This window comes from Tsukamurella paurometabola (genome assembly GCF_900631615.1).
GTDB classification, from domain to species: Bacteria; Actinomycetota; Actinomycetes; order Mycobacteriales; family Mycobacteriaceae; genus Tsukamurella; species Tsukamurella paurometabola_A.
Genome location: NZ_LR131273.1, coordinates 3562275 through 3578979, shown reverse-complemented (window position 1 = coordinate 3578979; position 16705 = coordinate 3562275). Strand labels below are relative to the sequence as shown.

At 70.6% G+C, this 16705-nt stretch carries 17 protein-coding genes; 6 read left to right on the top strand and 11 right to left on the bottom strand.

Going from position 1 to position 16705, the window contains the following annotated elements:
- Positions 1 to 27: 27 nt before the first annotated feature.
- Positions 28 to 1509 carry a 30S ribosomal protein S1 gene (gene rpsA, locus ELY19_RS17910; protein ID WP_126197432.1) on the bottom strand — a complete coding sequence of 494 codons (1482 nt, stop codon included), beginning with the start codon at positions 1507 to 1509 and terminating at the stop codon, positions 28 to 30.
- 166 nt (positions 1510 to 1675) lie between these two features.
- On the opposite strand from rpsA, the gene ELY19_RS17905 reads away from it, so the two are divergent.
- The 3 genes from ELY19_RS17905 (at position 1676) to ELY19_RS17895 (ending at position 3472) form a co-directional block, all read left to right on the top strand.
- A complete protein-coding gene (locus ELY19_RS17905; protein ID WP_126198910.1) occupies positions 1676 to 2461 on the top strand; it encodes a class I SAM-dependent methyltransferase in 786 nt (261 codons plus the stop codon).
- 232 nt (positions 2462 to 2693) lie between these two features.
- Entirely contained in the window at positions 2694 to 3047 is a 354-nt protein-coding gene (locus tag ELY19_RS17900) for a hemophore-related protein (protein ID WP_164711644.1), read from the top strand.
- Positions 3048 to 3073: 26 nt separating this feature from the next.
- A complete protein-coding gene (locus tag ELY19_RS17895) occupies positions 3074 to 3472 on the top strand; it encodes a hemophore-related protein (RefSeq protein ID WP_126197430.1) in 399 nt (132 codons plus the stop codon).
- A gap of 2 nt (positions 3473 to 3474) precedes the next feature.
- Here ELY19_RS17895 and relB read toward each other — a convergent pair whose 3' ends face one another.
- From relB to ELY19_RS17855, 9 genes are all read right to left on the bottom strand, one after another.
- Positions 3475 to 3819, bottom strand: a complete 345-nt coding sequence (gene relB / locus ELY19_RS17890; protein WP_126197429.1) for a type II toxin-antitoxin system RelB family anti-toxin — start codon at positions 3817 to 3819, stop codon at positions 3475 to 3477.
- 127 nt (positions 3820 to 3946) lie between these two features.
- The gene (locus ELY19_RS23550; protein ID WP_164711643.1) at positions 3947 to 4555 is read right to left on the bottom strand and encodes an HAD family hydrolase; all 609 of its coding nucleotides are present in this window, start codon (positions 4553 to 4555) and stop codon (positions 3947 to 3949) included.
- Positions 4556 to 4566: 11 nt separating this feature from the next.
- On the bottom strand, positions 4567 to 4971 hold the full coding sequence (locus ELY19_RS23545; RefSeq protein ID WP_164711642.1) for a hypothetical protein: 405 nt from the start codon (positions 4969 to 4971) through the stop codon (positions 4567 to 4569).
- A gap of 55 nt (positions 4972 to 5026) precedes the next feature.
- Positions 5027 to 6304 (bottom strand): reverse transcriptase family protein, encoded by a 1278-nt coding sequence (locus tag ELY19_RS17880; RefSeq protein ID WP_126197427.1) that lies wholly within the window; start codon positions 6302 to 6304, stop codon positions 5027 to 5029.
- A 239-nt stretch (positions 6305 to 6543) separates the two neighbouring features.
- On the bottom strand, positions 6544 to 7131 hold the full coding sequence (locus ELY19_RS17875) for a hypothetical protein (RefSeq protein WP_126197426.1): 588 nt from the start codon (positions 7129 to 7131) through the stop codon (positions 6544 to 6546).
- A gap of 28 nt (positions 7132 to 7159) precedes the next feature.
- Positions 7160 to 9835, bottom strand: a complete 2676-nt coding sequence (gene polA, locus ELY19_RS17870) for a DNA polymerase I (RefSeq protein ID WP_227967360.1) — start codon at positions 9833 to 9835, stop codon at positions 7160 to 7162.
- A gap of 68 nt (positions 9836 to 9903) precedes the next feature.
- The gene (locus ELY19_RS17865) at positions 9904 to 10338 is read right to left on the bottom strand and encodes a hypothetical protein (RefSeq protein ID WP_126197424.1); all 435 of its coding nucleotides are present in this window, start codon (positions 10336 to 10338) and stop codon (positions 9904 to 9906) included.
- 26 nt (positions 10339 to 10364) lie between these two features.
- The gene (locus ELY19_RS17860; RefSeq protein ID WP_126197423.1) at positions 10365 to 11633 is read right to left on the bottom strand and encodes a TFIIB-type zinc ribbon-containing protein; all 1269 of its coding nucleotides are present in this window, start codon (positions 11631 to 11633) and stop codon (positions 10365 to 10367) included.
- Positions 11634 to 11635: 2 nt separating this feature from the next.
- Entirely contained in the window at positions 11636 to 12796 is a 1161-nt protein-coding gene (locus ELY19_RS17855) for an SPFH domain-containing protein (RefSeq protein WP_227966935.1), read from the bottom strand.
- A gap of 192 nt (positions 12797 to 12988) precedes the next feature.
- Between ELY19_RS17855 and ELY19_RS17850 the strand changes: the two genes are divergently transcribed.
- From ELY19_RS17850 to ELY19_RS17840, 3 genes are all read left to right on the top strand, one after another.
- Entirely contained in the window at positions 12989 to 13174 is a 186-nt protein-coding gene (locus ELY19_RS17850) for a YegP family protein (protein ID WP_126197422.1), read from the top strand.
- Positions 13175 to 13255: 81 nt separating this feature from the next.
- Positions 13256 to 13888 carry a HEAT repeat domain-containing protein gene (locus tag ELY19_RS17845; protein ID WP_126197421.1) on the top strand — a complete coding sequence of 211 codons (633 nt, stop codon included), beginning with the start codon at positions 13256 to 13258 and terminating at the stop codon, positions 13886 to 13888.
- Between the two features lie 19 nt (positions 13889 to 13907).
- The gene (locus tag ELY19_RS17840) at positions 13908 to 14888 is read left to right on the top strand and encodes a MerR family transcriptional regulator (protein WP_126197420.1); all 981 of its coding nucleotides are present in this window, start codon (positions 13908 to 13910) and stop codon (positions 14886 to 14888) included.
- Here the strand turns inward: ELY19_RS17840 and ELY19_RS17835 are convergent.
- Positions 14863 to 16653 (bottom strand): phosphocholine-specific phospholipase C, encoded by a 1791-nt coding sequence (locus ELY19_RS17835; protein WP_227966934.1) that lies wholly within the window; start codon positions 16651 to 16653, stop codon positions 14863 to 14865. The genes ELY19_RS17840 and ELY19_RS17835 overlap by 26 nt on opposite strands.
- Between the last annotated feature and the right edge of the window lie 52 nt (positions 16654 to 16705).

Genomic DNA, 16705 nt, shown 5'->3' with positions numbered 1-16705 from the left:
CGTTCGCCGTCGTTGCGTCGAAGCGGATCAGGCGTTGCCCGACAGCTTCTCGCGGAGCGCGGCGAGCTGCGCGTCGCTGGCCAGCGAACCGCCGGTGCTCTGCGGGGCGTCGTTGCCGCCACGGTCGCTGGACGACTCGCTCGAGTAGTTCGCGCCACCCGCGGCCGGTCCACCGGCTGCGGCCTCGGCGGCCTCGTCGGCCGCGAACTTCTCCATCTGCGCGGTGTGCATCTTGTGGCGACGCTCCGCCTCGGCGTAGCGGCCCTCCCACTCCTCGCGCTGCTTCTCGAAGCCCTCGAGCCACTCGTTGGTCTCGGGATCGAAGCCCTCGGGGAAGATGTACTCGCCGTTCTCGTCGTAGCTGTCGGCCATGCCGTACTTCGACGGGTCGAACTCCTCGGTGTAGTCCTCGTTGGCCTGCTTGAGGCTCAGCGAGATGCGACGACGCTCGAGGTCGATGTCGATGACGCGCACCATGGCGTCGTCGCCGACCGAGACGACCTGGTCCGGGACCTCGACGTGGCGCTCGGCCAGCTCCGAGATGTGGACGAGGCCCTCGATGCCCTCCTCGACGCGGACGAACGCGCCGAACGGGACGAGCTTGGTGACCTTGCCGGGCACGATCTGGCCGATGGCGTGGGTCCGGGCGAACTGGCGCCACGGATCCTCCTGGGTCGCCTTGAGCGACAGCGAGACGCGCTCGCGGTCCAGGTCGACGTCGAGCACCTCGACGGTGACCTCGTCGCCCACGGTGACCACCTCGGACGGGTGATCGATGTGCTTCCAGGACAGCTCGGAGACGTGCACCAGGCCGTCGACGCCGCCCAGGTCCACGAAGGCACCGAAGTTGACGATGGAGGACACGACGCCCTTGCGGACCTGGCCCTTCTGCAGCTGGTGCAGGAACTCGCTGCGGACCTCGGACTGGGTCTGCTCGAGCCAGGCGCGGCGCGACAGGACCACGTTGTTGCGGTTCTTGTCGAGCTCGATGATCTTCGCCTCGATCTCCTTGCCGATGTACGGCTGGAGGTCGCGCACGCGACGCATCTCGACCAGCGAGGCCGGGAGGAAGCCGCGGAGGCCGATGTCCAGGATGAGACCACCCTTGACCACCTCGATGACGGTGCCCTTGACGGCCTCGTCCTTCTCCTTGAGCTCCTCGATCGTGCCCCAGGCGCGCTCGTACTGCGCACGCTTCTTGGACAGGATCAGACGGCCTTCCTTGTCCTCCTTGGTGAGGACGAGAGCCTCGACGGCATCGCCGACGTTGACGACCTCGGAGGGGTCGACGTCGTGCTTGATGCTCAGCTCGCGGGAGGGGATGACGCCCTCGGTCTTGTAACCGATGTCGAGCAGAACCTCGTCACGGTCGACCTTGACGATGGTGCCCTCGACGATGTCGCCATCGTTGAAGTACTTGATCGTGGCGTCGATCGCGGCGAGGAAATCCTCCGCGGTGCCGATGTCGTTGACGGCGACCTGCGGGGACGTAACGGTGGTGGTGGGCATTGGGTAAGTTGCTCCGGACAGGGTGCTAGTAGTTTGGGTTGAGATCGCGCACGCATGGGCACACGCGGGATCCAGGCTACTCCACCACGTGCAACCTGGGCAAACCGCCCTCACCGCAGTCGCCGTCGAGAGGTTCACTCCCGTGCCCTACCGCCCCAAACCGGACATGCGGCGCGACAGCGCCGGCTCCGAGGCCGTGAACCGATCCTGGTGGGACGCCGACGCCGACGCCTATCACGCGGAGCACGCCGCCTTCCTGGGCGTGGACACGGCCGACGGCGCCTTCGTGTGGTGCCCGGAGGGCCTGCACGAGTCCGACGCCGGCCTACTCGGCATCGTGGGGCCGGGCACCGTCGCGGTGGAGATCGGCTGCGGCAGCGCGCCGTGCGCCCGCTGGCTCGCCGCGCAGGGCGCGACAGTGGTCGGGATCGACATCTCGGCCGGCATGCTCCGCCGCGGACTCCCCCACGTGCGTGGCGGCAACCCCCTCCTCGTGCAGGCCGGGGCCGAGCGCCTCCCCATCGCCGACGGTGCCGCCGACGTCGTCTGCTCCGCCTTCGGGGCCATCCCGTTCGTCGCCGACTCCGCACGCGTCATGGCCGAGGCGCACCGCCTCCTGCGGCCGGGTGGCCGCTTCGTCTTCTCGGTGAACCACCCGATGCGCTGGATGTTCCTCGACGATCCGGGGCCCGACGGCCTCGTCGCCACGTTGTCGTACTTCGATCGGTCGCCGTACGTCGAGACGGATGACGACGGGGCGCCGACCTACGTCGAGCACCACCGGACGATGGGCGATCGGATCCGCGAGATCGTCGGCGCGGGCCTGCGGGTCGTGGACGTGATCGAGCCGGAGTGGCCCGAGGGCTTCACGCAGGAGTGGGGCCAATGGAGTCCTCTGCGCGGCGGGATCTTCCCCGGGACGGCGATCTTCGTCTGTGTGAAGCCGGACTGATTCGTTGCACTTACTGCACGGAGCGAACGAGCACCTCGCACACCCCAACGCCGTCTGACCCGGCTGGTCAGAGGCCTCGCAAAGGGGCATGAAGGGGGCGACGACCGGAGCCCGTACGGGGGTTTCAGTCCATCCGCACCGGGTTGGTTTTGCGCCTCGGCGTGCTTTCGCGCCACCCCGTGACCCGGTAGTCTCGCTGGGCAGTCGTCACCGCCCCGAACAGGAGACAGTCATGAACCGGATCCGCATCGCCGCCGCGGTCGCAGCCTTCGCAGGCGCCCTCGCCTTCGTTCCCGCGGTCGCCTCGGCCGCACCGACCGACAAGGTTCCCGGCACCAAGTGCACCGTCGCGCAGGTCGAGCGCGCCACGCAGGTCATCGCCCCCGAGGCGATCGCCGTCATGGACGCCACCCCCGGTGGCCGCGCCCAGGCGACCGAGCTGCTGACCGCCAAGCCCGAGGATCGCCAGAAGATCATCGACCGGCTGACCAAGGAGAACCCGGCGGCGGCCAGCTACTACAGGGCCAACCGCGCCGAGGTCGACGCCAAGATCGCCAAGGTCATCGCGACCTGCGACAAGTACTGATCCCCCGCCACCGAAAGGCACCCCGCATGACCTTCCGCCGCACCGCCGCCACCGCCGCCGTCCTCGGCGCGATCGCCCTGGCCGGCGCACCCCTCGCCGGCGCCGCCCCGACGCCGAAGCCCGCACCGAAGCCGGACGCCGCGTCGGCGCGCGCGGTGCCGGGAACGTCCTGCACCGTCGGCCAGCTGCGTGCCGCGATCGACCGGTCGTCGCCGGGCCTGGCGAAGCGTCTCGAGGACGCCGCCGGCGGGCCGCAGGAGTTCGCGGACATCGCAGCATCGGACGGACTGGCCCGGCAGTTCCGCGTTGCGGCCCTCGCGTTCCGGGGCACCGGTGCCGCCATGAGCCTGGCCGGCGAGCAGGCGAACGTGCAGCGCGCCGTCGCGGACGCCTACCGCACCTGCGGCTCCGCGAAGGCCAAGTAGCCTCAGGCCTCCTCGAGGGCCTCACGCAAGACCGACTCGACCGCCGCGATCGCCTTCGCGGTCGCCTGCTCCGGCGACCGGATCGCGACGCGGCGGTCGAGATCCGGCATCAGCAGCGCGGGCGGAACGTCGAGCGCCGCCGCGAGCCGGTACATCGTGGACATGTGAGGATCCGATACCCCGTCGTTCGAGCTCACATTGCGCTCGATGTTGGAGATCTGGTTGCGATGCAGCCCCGCCAGCTCCGCCAGCTTCTCCTGCGACAGCCCGCGAGCCTTCCGGAGCGTCACCAGGCGGCGGGCCAGTGCGTCCCCGTAGGTGTTCCACTCGATCTTCCGCGCCTTCATCGGATATACGGTGTCCGATGCTCCCCCGATTGTCTGCCCCATGGGTTATGCAATATCAAACCGTGGGGTAAATGTCCAGTTCCCTCGCCGTCGCGGCCCGCTACCCCCGGGATTCGCGGGCCGGGATTCACGCGCCCGCGTACGCGGGTAGCAGGGCGACGACCTCGCCCAGGTGCCCGACGGTGGCGTCCGCCCCGGCACGCCGCAACGCGTCGTCGCCGAACTCGCCCGTGGTCACGCCGATGAACGGGCATCCGGCCGCGCGGGCGGCCGCGGCGTCCTCGACGTGGTCGCCGAGATAGGCGCGGACGTTCTCGAAGAGCCGCAGGGCATCGCCCTTCCGTTGCCCGAAACGGCCACCCACGACGGCGGTGACGTCGAGGGCCGCGTCGGCGACGGCGCGCTCGGCGGCGGCCTGTTGCTTCGCGGACACCACCACCGACTCGCCTCCCGCCGCCCGGATGGCCGCGAGCAGCTCGTCCGCGCCGGGCAGCACGGGCACCGGCGTGGTCTCATCGGTGTCGTAGTGCGACCGGTAGCGCCGCAGGAACCGCACCGCGTCGATCCCGGGCACCACGTCGCGCGCGACGTCGTCGATCGGGACGCCCATGTGCGGGAGGAGCGCCGCATCGTCCACCGCGTGGCCGAGATCCGCGAACGCGCGTCGGGCGGCCGTCAGGATGCGCTGCCGGGAGTCGATCAGCGTGAGGTCCAGGTCGAAACCGATGGTGAACACAGCGGTCAACGCTACCGGCGCCAGGTGCTGAGGGTGAACGCGCTGGTCACGACGAGCGCGACAGCGCAGACTCCCCAGAGGACGCGGCTCTCCATCGTCGGGCCGGCGCTCCGGAAAGGCATCGACACGAAGACGACGACGTTGAGGAGCGCTTGGACGAAGGTGGTCGCCGCCGCGGACGTCGCGAACGAGGAGATCTGTCGACGCCGCCAAGCGACGGCCACGGACGCCGCACCGACGGCGCAGGCGGCGATGCCGAGACCGATGACCGCAGTCGGCAACCGCACCGGGGAGAGCGCAGCGGCGAACATGACCGCCGCTGCGGGGACCTGCGCGTACCAGGCGACCCGCATCGGATCCGGCTTCGGCATGCGCGGAATCCGCAATCCGAGAAGGGTGATCACTCCGTCGTTCATGCGCAGAAGATGCCACGACGCACTGACAGCTTTCGCGAGGCCCCGTCGAGCCCCGTCACCACCGCACGCGTGCGGCCATGGCGAGGAGGCGCTCGCGTCTGCGCTCGTTCCCCTGGGCGACCCAGGCGATCCGGCCGAGGACGTGGGCGCGGAAGTCCTCGTGTCCCTCGCGGTTCTGGCTCTCGGCGCCGAACCGCGCTGCGTTGTGCAGCAGGGCGCGCAGATCGTCGTACTCGGCCCGCGGGATCTGGGCACGGGCGTTGACCACCATTCCCGCGAGTTCCTGCCGCTCGCCGGCCCGCATGATCCGGGTCTTGCGCGGATTCACCGAGAGGCCCTCCGCCGCGACGATCTTCGGCACCACGCCCGCGATGAGCGAGGGCTCGAGCGCGCCGGAGAAGGCCAGGTCGTCCCCGTATCGCGTGTACCGTGCGCCCTGCGCGCGGGCGAGCCCGGTCAGGCGGGCGTCGAGCCTGTGCAGCGCGAGGTTCACCAATGCGGGCGACGAGGGCGCCCCCTGCGGCAGGTGCCGCGACCGCAGCGTCGCCGCCCGCCAGGGGTCGAGACCGCGGAGTTCGTCCGCGGGCGTGGCCACCGTGCACAGGTCCGCAAGGACGGCCGCGACCGGTGCCGGGTACCCCAACCGGCGGAAGACGTTCCGGATGCGGGGCACCGCCACCGTCGAGAAACAGTCGCGAAGGTCGAGCCGGACCACCGCACGACTGCCGTTATGGGGCGATGCGTAGGCGAGGACCGATCCGCCCGGGCGGAAGCCGCGCGCCGCGGGATGTGCGCCCGCGGGGTCCAGCACCCGACGCAGGATCCGCCGCTGCACCTCCGCGAGCCGGGGCTTCGGCGCTTCGATGAGCCGGAATCCGCCTGCCGGCTTGATGATCCGCGCGACGCGGTAGTGCCGCAGGGGTGGGCGCGCATGCCGAAGCCACCGCCCGTGGTCGGCGAACCACTCCAGTTCGGGCATCGTCAGGTCCAGCATGCGCGCAACCGATGCGACGTCGGGCAGGGCGAGGCCGGGTACATCGACGGGCCCTCCGGACTCCAGGGTCTCGGCGATGCGCACCGCGTCGAGTGCCGCCACGAGCGGCGCCGTCCTCGGTCGCCGCACGCGCCCGTCGACGACCTGCAGCGGCGGTTGCGGGTGCCCGGCGAGGAGCGCCTCGACGACCGGCCCGACCAACTCGTCCGGGACGGTGCCGCTGACCAGCGCGGCGATCGTGTCGGCGGTCCACATCTCCTCCGTGAGAAGAAGGACGCGATCGGCGACGGCGTGTCGCCACGACCGCGGCAGGCGCCGGGTGATCTCGACCGCCGTCATGCGCGGGATGCGAACGCCACTCGGGTGACCTGAAACAGAGTCCCGCAGCGCCGCCCGGTGCGCGCAGCGCACGGACCGGCGTGGGACGCAGGGTGTAACTGTGCAGTGCCCCCAGCGGTTACCGCTGGGACGGATCTCGCGGATCCCGCCTCACCCGAGCGACGTCGCATGAATCCAGACTGCCACACCTCGCAGTCGGGATGCACAGCTCCGGACGCGCTCAGGGCCACCGTTGACTGTCACCAGGTCCGCATGCCGCACATCCACCATTTGTCGCCGAGCGACACGGGATCCGTGCAGATCATCCCGTACATGTCGCGCCCCCGCGGGCTCTCCGACGGACTGTAGAAGAAGCCTCCGGCGTCATCCGGAATGCCCGTCCACTGCGGGAAGAAGATCGTGCCGTCGGTTCCGCTCCTCGAGACGAGCCCCCGCTCGGTGAGGAACCGGAGGTGTATCGGTAGGTAAGCGTAGTAGTCGTCGCCGATGTCGACGGTCCGCGCCCGTTCGTACAGCGCCCTGTGCACGGAGAACCATGACTGCGGCGCGATCCACCACCAGGCGCCGATCATCGCGGTCACGGCGATCATGACCGGAACGACGATCAGACCGGCGAGGCCGGCGAGGCCGCCACGGACGAAACCGATCACCACGAGCGCGAACCCCGTCACGAAGCAGGTCCATGCGATCGGGACGATCACCAGATCGAGGATCCACAGGTTCAGCCGTAGGTACGAGTGCAGCATCGAGACACCCCAGAGCGCGAGCCCCGTGACGACGGTGCCGCGGCTGACGCGCCGGTTCTTCCACCAGGGATCGGCGTACATCAATGCATACTGTCACATATTCACATGACTAGTGTGCAGCGTCGTCCCAGCTGCGACCGTAGCCGACGGAGACCTCCAGCGGGACGGACAGTTCGGCGGCGCTGCCCATCGTGTCGCGGACCAGCTCTTCGAGCTGCTCCCGCTCGCCCGCGGCGACCTCGAGGACGAGTTCGTCGTGTACCTGCAGCAGCATCCGCGACCGCAGCCCGGCGGCGGCGATCCGCTCCGCCAGGCGGATCATGGCGACCTTGATGATGTCGGCGGCGCTGCCCTGGATCGGCGCGTTCAGCGCCATCCGCTCGGCGGCCTCACGCCGCATCCGATTCGTCGACGTGAGGTCCGGCAGGTACCGCCGGCGCCCGTAGATCGTCTCGGTGAATTCGTTGCGCCCCGCCTCGACGACGACGTCCCGGAGGTAGTCCCGCACCCCACCGAACCGGGCGAAATACGCCTCCATCTGATCCTTCGCCTCGTCCCGCGAGATCTTGAGCTGCGCCGCGAGGCCGAACGCCGAGAGCCCGTAGGCGAGGCCGTAGGACATGGCCTTGACCCGGCGCCTCATGTCCGGCGTGACCTCGTCGATCGGGACGCCGAAGGCCTTGGAGCCGACGAAGTTGTGCAGGTCCTCGCCGGTGTTGAAAGCCTCGATGAGCCCCTCGTCTCCGGAGAGGTGCGCCATGATCCGCATCTCGATCTGGCTGTAGTCCGCCGTCATCAGCGTCTCGTAGCCGTCGCCCGCCACGAAGGCGTGCCGGATCTGACGGCCCGCCTCGGTGCGCACCGGGATGTTCTGCAGATTCGGGTCCGTCGAGGAGAGCCGACCGGTGGCCGCCACCGTCTGGTTGAACGTGGAGTGGATCCGCCCGTCGGAGGCGACGGTCTTGAGCAGGCCCTCGACGGTGACCTTGAGCCGGGTCGCGTCGCGGTGCTCCAGCAGGTACTGCAGGAACGGGTGCGGCTCCTTCTCGTACAACGCCTCGAGCGCCGCGGCATCGGTCGTGTAGCCGGTCTTGGTCTTCTTCGTCTTCGGCAGGCCCAGCTTCTCGAACAGGATCACCTGCAACTGCTTCGGCGAGCCGAGGTTGATCTGCTCGCCGATCTCCTCGAACGCCGAGGCCTCGGCGGCGCGGATCCGCTCGCTGAACTCGCCGTGCAGCGACTCGAGGTGCGCGGTGTCGACCGCGATGCCGGTGGCCTCCATGACGTCGAGTACGCGAAGCAGCGGCAGTTCCATCTCGGCGAGCAGCGGCCGGGACTCGATGTTGTCGAGCTCGCCGTCCAGCGCGTCGGCGAGGTCGGCGACGGCCCGGGCGCGCAGGATCGCCTGCTGCGCCTTCTCCCCCGCCGAGTCGTCCGGATCGTCGAGGAGCGAGAGCTGCGAGTCGTCGGCAGCCGCCTCGACGCGCAGCTCGCGGTGGAGGTACCGCACCGAGAGGTCGTCGAGGTTGAAGCTGCGCTGGCCCGGACGCACGAGGTACGCGGCGATCGCCGTGTCCGAGGTGAGACCGCCGAGTGTCCAGCCGCGGCTGGCGAGGGCGTGCATGGCCCACTTGGCCTCGTGGACGGCCTTGGGCTGCGCCTCGTCCGCCAGCCAGGCGCCGAGGGCGGCCTCGTCGTGCGGGGTGAGCGAGGACAGCTCGATGTACCCGCCCTCCCCGTCGGGGGCGGCGATGACGACGGCCTCCGCGTCACCGTCGACCACCACCTCCGGTCCGATCACCCCGAGTCCGGACCGCGCACCCGAGGCGCCGTGCTCGGCGAGCCATTCGGCGATGGTGCCGGGCGCCACGATGCCGCCCGAGATCTCGAAACCCTCGTCGGCCTCCGGCTCCGTGCTGGCGAGCTCGGTGAAGATCCGCTCGCGCAGCACGCGGAACTCGAGGTCGTCGAACAGCTGGTGAATGGCCTCGCGGTTCCACGGCTGCAGGGCCAGGTCCTCCGGGACGTAGGGCAGTGACATGTCGCGGACCATCTCCGTGATCTGCCGATTGAGCTGCACCGTGGCCAGATTCTCGCGCAGCGAGTCGCCGACCTTGCCCTTGACCTTGTCGACGTTGGTGACCAGGCCCTCGAGGTTCCCGTACTCGCGGATCCATTTGGCCGCCGTCTTCTCGCCGACGCCGGGGATGCCCGGCAGGTTGTCGGACGGGTCGCCGCGCAGTGCCGCGTAGTCGGGGTACTGCGCCGGGGTGAGGCCGTACTTCGCCTCGACCTCCTCGGGCGTGAACCGGGTGAGGTCCGAGACGCCCTTGCGCGGGTAGAGCACGGTCACGTCCTCGTTGACGAGCTGCAGCGCATCCCGGTCGCCGGTGACGATGAGGACCTTGAAGCCCTGCGCCTGCGCCTGCGTGGTCATCGTGGCGATGATGTCGTCCGCCTCGTAGCCCTCCTGGGCCATGGTGGGGATCCCCATGGCGGTGAGCACGTCCTTCACCACGTCCACCTGGCCGCGGAAGTCGTCCGGGGCGGAACTGCGCTGCGCCTTGTACTCGGGGTACATCTCGGCGCGGAAGGTCTGCCGGGAGACGTCGAACGCCGCGGCGACGTACCCCGGCGCCTCCTCCTTGAGGAGCTTGATGAGCATCGACGTGAAGCCGTACACCGCGTTGGTCGGCTGCCCCGACTTGGTGCGGAAGCGGCCGCCGTCGAGCGGGAGCGCGAAGAAGGCGCGGAACGCCATCGAGTGCCCGTCGATCAGCAACATCGTGGGCTTGGTCGAGGAGTTCGCTGAAGTCACACCGGCAGTCTAGTGATCGCCCCCGACAGCTTTCGTCAGGTCGTCGTGGGCGGCAACGGCGGCCGCACGACGACGGTGTCGGCGATGCTCTTCTCCAGGTCGGCGACGTCGGCTGCGGCGGCCTCGATCGCCGCGGCCTTCTCGCTCTCGGGCAGCGCGGCGATCGTCACCAGCCGGTCGTCGAGCTCCTGGGCGGCGACGGTGAGCCTCACCTGCGCGTCGAGCTGCGCCGCCGAGAGCACTCCGGCCGGCTGGTCGAAGGCGCGCAGCGCCGTGCGGATGCGCCGATGGAGGCGCGCCTCGGGGACGTGCGAACCGGACCACGACAGTGGGGCGCGCGACGGGAACGGCATGGCGGCCTCCGCCCGCTGCTGCCTGCGACTGTTGCGTACGAGCGCGATCGCGAAACCGGTGGCCGCGAGCACGGCCAGCACCACGACCGCGAGCAGCACCACGATGATCCACGACATGACGTACCTCCTCGCCGCCGCGGCGGCTACCCGCCGCGAGCCTGCATGTACAGGTACACCGCGAGCCCGACCAGCAGCAAGCCGACGGTGACCGCGAACGCGATCTTGATCGCACTCCACGGCCGCTGACCTTGCACTTCGCCCGTCACGCCGTTGACGAACACCTGGAACGGCTTGTTCGCGAACGTCACGGTGAGCAGCCACACCGGCATGAGCAGGTAGAGGAAGTCGATCGAGTGGTAGACCGGGTTCATCCGGCTGATCCGCTGCTCGTCGCCGCCGATGTCGCGGCGCACGGTGTGCTCGATGATGCCCTCGATCCGTGGCCGCGCCTGCGCCTCGAAGACCTGCGCCGCATCCCCGTCGTAGGTGCGCGCGAGGTGACCCGCGACGAACTCCGGCGTGTAGGTGACCGACTGCTCCGTCGGCCACGGTTCGAGGTCGCGGACCCGAGCGGAGTCGAGTCCGGTGTTGGCGGACTCGGCGAGCTGCCGGATGCTGTCGTGCACCCGTCCGCTCACCGGCCACCAGTCGGTGTAGGTCTCGATGTTGCCGTCGCGGTCGCGGCGGGTGCGGTGCACACCACGAGAGCCCGAGTAGTCCGTGGTCACCTCGGCGTCGTAGGTGTAGTACGAGAGGTAGACGCTGGTGAACGAGCCGAGCACGCGGTACTTCTTGAACTCGCGCGGCGCGAACCAGCGGCTGTTCACCCAGGCCTCGATGTTCCGCCGCGCCTGGTCCTCGCCCACCCGCAGCGGGAGGATCCCGTCGACCGGGAGCCGCGCGGGCGCGGCCTGAACATCGGTGCGCTGGATCGGGGTGTTGCAGTACGGGCACCTCACGGCGGTGAGGGTGCCGCTGAACAGGGTGTGGCCGCCGCAGTTCTGGCACACGACCTCGTGATCCACGACCCGCACCTGCTCCGCGGAGGCCGCACGGGCGTAGAGCGCGTTCATCGTGGGCCCCAGCGGGTGCGGCACCAACACCTTGCTGGTGTCGAGGAGCACCGGGTACGTGCTGCCGCAGCTCGGCGAGCGCAGCTTCCCGATCGACGGGTCGTAGATCAGCGCGTCGCCGCAGTTGCCGCACGGGTAGGTGCGCGTCTGCTCGGTGACCTGCAGCATCTCGCGGTCGTTGGCCGACGGGACGCCGGGCACGAGCTGCTCCGACCGCGCCGTCACGGGGTCGGCGGGGCGGGGCGGCTGCGGTGGGCGCGGCGGCGCGGGCGACGGCGGGGGCTGCTGTCGTCCGGGCTGCCCGCCGGGGCGGCCGGGTAGCGGGGGCGGCGTGGTCACGGCTACGTCCGCGGCGGCAGCGGCGGCGGAGTCCGGCCGAACAACGACGCCAGCGCGGGCACCTGCCCGGCCGGGGTCCAGTCGGTGAGCGCGGGCGACCACACGAGCGTCTGCGGGGTGAGGTTCATGGTGCGCAACTGTTCGAGCGGGAACGGCCCGGCGGACTGTCCGTTCTGCTCCACGTGGAAGACCTGTGCGTTCGGCAGCGGCGGCGGGCCGGACTGCGCCGCACCGGAACCCGGCTGCGCGGCCTGAGCCGGTACCTGCTGGCTCCGGAAGTTCTGGGCGAACTGCTGGCCCATCGCCATGCCCATGCCGGCGCCCAGGAAGTCACCGGCCCCGCCGCCTCCCTCGTTGGTCGCGGCGCCGAGCATCGCGTCGGCGGCGCGTCCCTGTTGGAAGCGGTTCATGTCGCCGACGTTGCCGTAGTAGCCCTTCTCCTCCACGCCGCGAGCGACGCCGCGGGTCATGGCCTGCGTGATCTCGTCGGGCAGCGAGATGTTCAGCTCGACGGCCTCGCAGGCGAGCCCGTACTGCTGGTTGATCCTGGACTGCACGTACTCCTGCAGCTTCGCCGCGAGTTCGCGCTGCCGGGCCTGCAGGTCGATCGCACCGACGCCGGTCTCGATGAGCATCTCGGAGAAGGCCGTGGTGATGGTGCGGCGCAGCAGCTCGGCGATCTCGTCCGAGTCGACGTTGGAGTCGGTCCCGATCACCTGGCGCAGGAACGTCGGCGAGTCGACGACGCGCACGACGCAGAGGCCGTTCGCACGCACCTGAACCATGCCGAAGTCCTGGTCCCGGATGGTGATCGGATTCGCCGTGCCCCACCGCAGATCGGTGATGGGGCGGGTGTTGACGAAGTAGACCTCGCTCCGGAACGGGCTCTTGAAGCCGTGCGGCCAGCCCTGCAGCGTGGACATGACGGGCATGTTCTCCGAGACCAGCTGGTAGTTGCCCGAGCCGTACCGGTCGGCGAGCTGCCCGCGGTAGACGAACAGGGCTTCCTGGCCCTCGCGCACGATGAGCTGCGCGCCGTTCTTGATCTCGTTGTTGTAGCGCGGGAACCGCCACGCCATCGTCGAGCGGTTGTCCTCGAGCCACTCGATGATGTCGACGAGTTCCCCGCGGACCCGGTCCATGATCCCCATCTGCGCTGCCACCCCTGTCGTCGTTGCCGTCGCGATCCACGATAGTCACGCCGCTTGGGAACGGCTGGTAGCTCGCTGAGGGCGGTTTCGATCGCGGCGATCCGGGCCCGGCGTGTCGGTCGCTTCGCCTCACATTCCCGTGGGCGACGTCATACGCTGCATCCGGCCCCGACGACGGGGATCACCACGAGAAAGGTGCTCCAGATGGCAGGCAAGTTCGAGGTGTACGAGGACAACTCCGGCAAGTTCCGGTTCCGGCTCAAGGCCGGCAACGGCGAGGTCGTGGCGTCGGGCCAGGCCTACGCCTCGCGGAAGGGCGCCCACGACGGTGCCGCCGCCGTGCAGCGCGCCGCAGAGGGCGCGAAGGTGGTCGACGTCGACAAGGAGTGAGCCGCTGACCTGCAGCGCTTGACCTTGACATCGTGACAGGGTCTCCCATGGAGCCACCGACGATCCAAGGAGGTGGCCATCATGGCCCGGACCCTGCTCGACCATCAGAACGCCTCGATCCGCCTGCGCGCGGCGCTCGACGCGGGCACTGCGCCCGGCACCGTCGACGCCGCCGCGCTCGTGGAGCGGTGCGCGGTCGAGCCGGACTTCTTCGTGCGCGACATGCTCACCTGGGCACTGACGCGGCTCCCCGCGGCCGCGACGGTGCCGCTGTTGCGGGCGGAGCTCGCGTCGCCGGTGCCGCAGGCCCGGAGTCAGGCGCTGCACTCGCTGTCGAAGATCGGCGGCGCCGCGGCCGCACCGGCGTTCGCGGAGGCCGTCGCCCTCAGCGGGGACCCCGACGGCGAGGTGGCGAAGGCCGCGTGGCGCACGGCCGGTGTGCTCGCCCCGGACGCCGCGGCCCGACGGTCGGCCGCCGGCGCTCTGGCCGCGCAGCTCGGGCGCGGGGACGCCCAGACGCGCCGCAGCCTGAGCCGCAGCATCCTCGCGCTCGGTGACGAGGGCATCGCCGCGGTGGAGGGCGCGACCGTGACGAGCGACGCCGTGCGGCAGCACGTGGCGGAGATCGCGCGGCTGCTCGAGGACCCGGACTCGGGGTTCGCGGGCTCGGTCCACGAGGCGCAGCGCGTGGCTGCGCTCGGCCGCGCGGAGTGACCGGAGGGAGGGCGAGGCCATGCGGATCGGCGAGGTGGCGCACCGCTCGGGCGTGAGCGCCCGCATGCTGCGGCACTACGACGCGCTGGGCCTCGTCCGCCCCTCGCACCGGTCGTCGTCGGGGTACCGGGAGTACACCGACGGCGACATCCGGCGCATCTTCCACGTCGAGAGCCTGCGCTCACTCGGACTGTCCCTCAAGGAGATCGGGCGCGCGCTCGACGACCCGTCGTTCGCACCCGATCAGCTCGTCACCGAGATGATCGCGCGCGCTCGCGAGCGGATCCGTCTCGAGACGGAACTGGTGGAGCGGTTGCGGCGGGTCTCGGCCAGCGGCCCTGCCGATTGGGAGCAGGTCCTCGACGTGGTGAACCTCCTCTCGCACCTCGACAGTGTCACCCCCGCCGCGCGGCAGCGTGCTGCGCTCACGGGGCGGGCCCCCGCCGAAGCCCTGGCCGAGGCGCTGCTCAAGGAGGAGAGCACGAACGTGGCGGGCGCGCTCCGCTGGGCGCTCGCGCGGACCGATGCAGGGGACCTGGCGCCCCTGATCGAGGCGCTCGACTCCCCCGCCCCGGACGCCCGTCGGCGCGCCGTCGAAGCGCTCGCCGAGGCGCCCGGTCAGGACGATGCCCTGCGGACCGGACTCGAGAACGACGACGGCTCCGTCCGGGTGATCGCCGCCGTCGCGTTGGGACTGCGCGGCGATCCGGCGGCCGTCCCGGAGCTCCTGCGCATGGTGCGCGAGGGCGAGAAGGACGTCGACGCTGCGGAGGCGCTGGGAGTCATCGCCGCCGCGAGCCCCGACGCGGAGCGGATCAGCATCGAGCTGGCGGCCACCGCGCGGGATTCCGCGGAGTACGCTGTGCGGCAGCGGGTCGCGCAGGCACTCGCCGAGATCCCCACCCCGGGCGCGGAAGCGGCGCTGCGCGCCCTCGCGGACGACGCCGACCCGCGGATCGCCGGTACCGCCGCATTCATCCTGCGGCGGCCGGAGCGCTGACGAACTCCCAGTGCTCCCCGGCGGGACCGAGGACCAGCAGGTCGTAGCGGCCGCCCGGCGCGGGGATCACGAGGTTCCGCTCGCCGAGCACGTCGGCGTGCACCGGCACCGCATCGGGTGTGTGGTACGGGAAGACGATGAAGTGGGCGCTCCGGGTCCCCGTGTTGGACAGGCGGAGTCGGACACCGTCGGGTCCGGGTGCCGCGGTGGCGGCGGGCACGTACGGCAGCGGACGGGCCGGTCGTTCGCCCGGCTCCTGGCCCGGGCGGGTACCGACGGCGGGAGCGTGCGGCTTCCAGCGCGGGCTGAGCGCGCCGACGGGGCGGGGCCGCGCCCGCGGGGGCAGCGAGCGTGGCACCCTGAAGTCGAACGCGCTGGTCAGATCACCACAGACGGTGCGCCGCCAGCCGGAGATCGCGGGTACCGAGACGCCCAGCCACCGCTCGAGGAACCGCAGGGTGGAGGTGTGGTCGAAGGTCTCGGACGCGACGAATCCGCCGACGGTCCACGGGGAGACGATCGTCATCGGCACCCGGTCCCCGAGCCCGAGCGGAAGGTCGCCGACCCACTCGTCGGACCGGTCGCGCGGCGGGCGCGGCGGCGGCACGTGGTCGAAGTAGCCGTCGTTCTCGTCGTAGAGCAGGAACAGCGCCGTCTTCCGCCACACCTCGGGATTGCGGCCGAGGGCGTCGAGGATGCGGTACACGAGGTTGGCGGACGCACGCGGCGACGAGCCGCTGGGGTGCTCCGATTCCCGCTCCGAGGCCACCACGTAGCTGACCGTGGGCAGTGCGCCCGCGGCGATGTCCGCGGCGATCCGGTCCGTGAGCGTGCCGGTGGCGGTGCGGCGCAGGCCGCGGAAGAAGAGCTCGCGGTCCTCGGACCCCAGCGCCCGGGCGCGGGCGTCCACCTCTCCCGATCGACGGTGCGCCTCCGCCGCGGGGAGGCGGCGCAGGCCCTGGTAGAAGTCGTCGATCTCGACGCCGAAGTCGGCGAAAACGGCCTTCGACACCGCCTTGAAGCGGCGGAAGAACTCGATGTTGTTGTCGGTGAAGTTGTCCCACTCCTGATACACCTGCCAGGAGACGCCTGCACGCTGGAGGATCTCGCCGATGCACGGCCAGTCGTAGCCGGGGTGGCCGCGGTCGTAGGCGGTGTTCTCGACGGCCCGCTCACCGGTGCCGGGCTCGAACCCGGTGGTGCCGGAGAAGAAGAAGTTGCGATTCGGCGAGGTCGATGTGGGCGAGCTGCAGTAGTAGTGGTCGCAGATCGTGAAGGCGTCGGCGAGGGCGTAGTGGAACGGGATGTCCTCGCGGTCGTAGTAGGCCATCGTCGAGTCGGTCTTGGCGGCGATCCATCCGTCGTGCCAACCGTCGGCGAGCGCCGCGTGGCCGCCCTTCCACGTGTGGTCGAGCGCGTCGATGTTCTCCGCGTCCATCCGCTGCCGCTCGGCCGCACCCCGCACCGGGAACGGCGGCACCGCCAGGCCGGACCGGGTGGGTTGGAGGAAGACGTCGTGGCCGGAGCGCAGGCGGATGGCGGCGGGGTCGGCGAACCCCCGCACCCCGCGGAGACGGCCGTAGTAGTGGTCGAAGGAGCGGTTCTCCTGCATCAGGAAGATGACGTGTTCCAGGCCGTCGAGGCCGCCCGCGGGCGCGGGTTGGGCCAGCGCCTCGGTCAGCGACGATGGGAGCAGGCCCATGCCCGCGACGATACCGCCGGTGAGGGCGCCTCTGAGGAAGGTCCGCCGATTCGCAGTGCTCACGATGTCACGCTGACCGATCCGGTTGAATCGGCGGTGGAGACGTCCTGAACGG

What these genes read in the sequence shown, in the direction of transcription:
- rpsA (WP_126197432.1), bottom strand. Translation starts at nt 1,509, where the DNA reads ATGCCCACCACCACCGTTACGTCCCCGCAGGTCGCCGTCAACGACATC.
- ELY19_RS17905 (WP_126198910.1), top strand. Translation starts at nt 1,676, where the DNA reads ATGCGGCGCGACAGCGCCGGCTCCGAGGCCGTGAACCGATCCTGGTGG.
- ELY19_RS17900 (WP_164711644.1), top strand. Translation starts at nt 2,694, where the DNA reads ATGAACCGGATCCGCATCGCCGCCGCGGTCGCAGCCTTCGCAGGCGCC.
- ELY19_RS17895 (WP_126197430.1), top strand. Translation starts at nt 3,074, where the DNA reads ATGACCTTCCGCCGCACCGCCGCCACCGCCGCCGTCCTCGGCGCGATC.
- relB (WP_126197429.1), bottom strand. Translation starts at nt 3,819, where the DNA reads ATGAAGGCGCGGAAGATCGAGTGGAACACCTACGGGGACGCACTGGCC.
- ELY19_RS23545 (WP_164711642.1), bottom strand. Translation starts at nt 4,971, where the DNA reads ATGAACGACGGAGTGATCACCCTTCTCGGATTGCGGATTCCGCGCATG.
- ELY19_RS17880 (WP_126197427.1), bottom strand. Translation starts at nt 6,304, where the DNA reads ATGACGGCGGTCGAGATCACCCGGCGCCTGCCGCGGTCGTGGCGACAC.
- ELY19_RS17875 (WP_126197426.1), bottom strand. Translation starts at nt 7,131, where the DNA reads ATGTACGCCGATCCCTGGTGGAAGAACCGGCGCGTCAGCCGCGGCACC.
- polA (WP_227967360.1), bottom strand. Translation starts at nt 9,835, where the DNA reads ATGTTGCTGATCGACGGGCACTCGATGGCGTTCCGCGCCTTCTTCGCG.
- ELY19_RS17865 (WP_126197424.1), bottom strand. Translation starts at nt 10,338, where the DNA reads ATGTCGTGGATCATCGTGGTGCTGCTCGCGGTCGTGGTGCTGGCCGTG.
- ELY19_RS17850 (WP_126197422.1), top strand. Translation starts at nt 12,989, where the DNA reads ATGGCAGGCAAGTTCGAGGTGTACGAGGACAACTCCGGCAAGTTCCGG.
- ELY19_RS17845 (WP_126197421.1), top strand. Translation starts at nt 13,256, where the DNA reads ATGGCCCGGACCCTGCTCGACCATCAGAACGCCTCGATCCGCCTGCGC.
- ELY19_RS17840 (WP_126197420.1), top strand. Translation starts at nt 13,908, where the DNA reads ATGCGGATCGGCGAGGTGGCGCACCGCTCGGGCGTGAGCGCCCGCATG.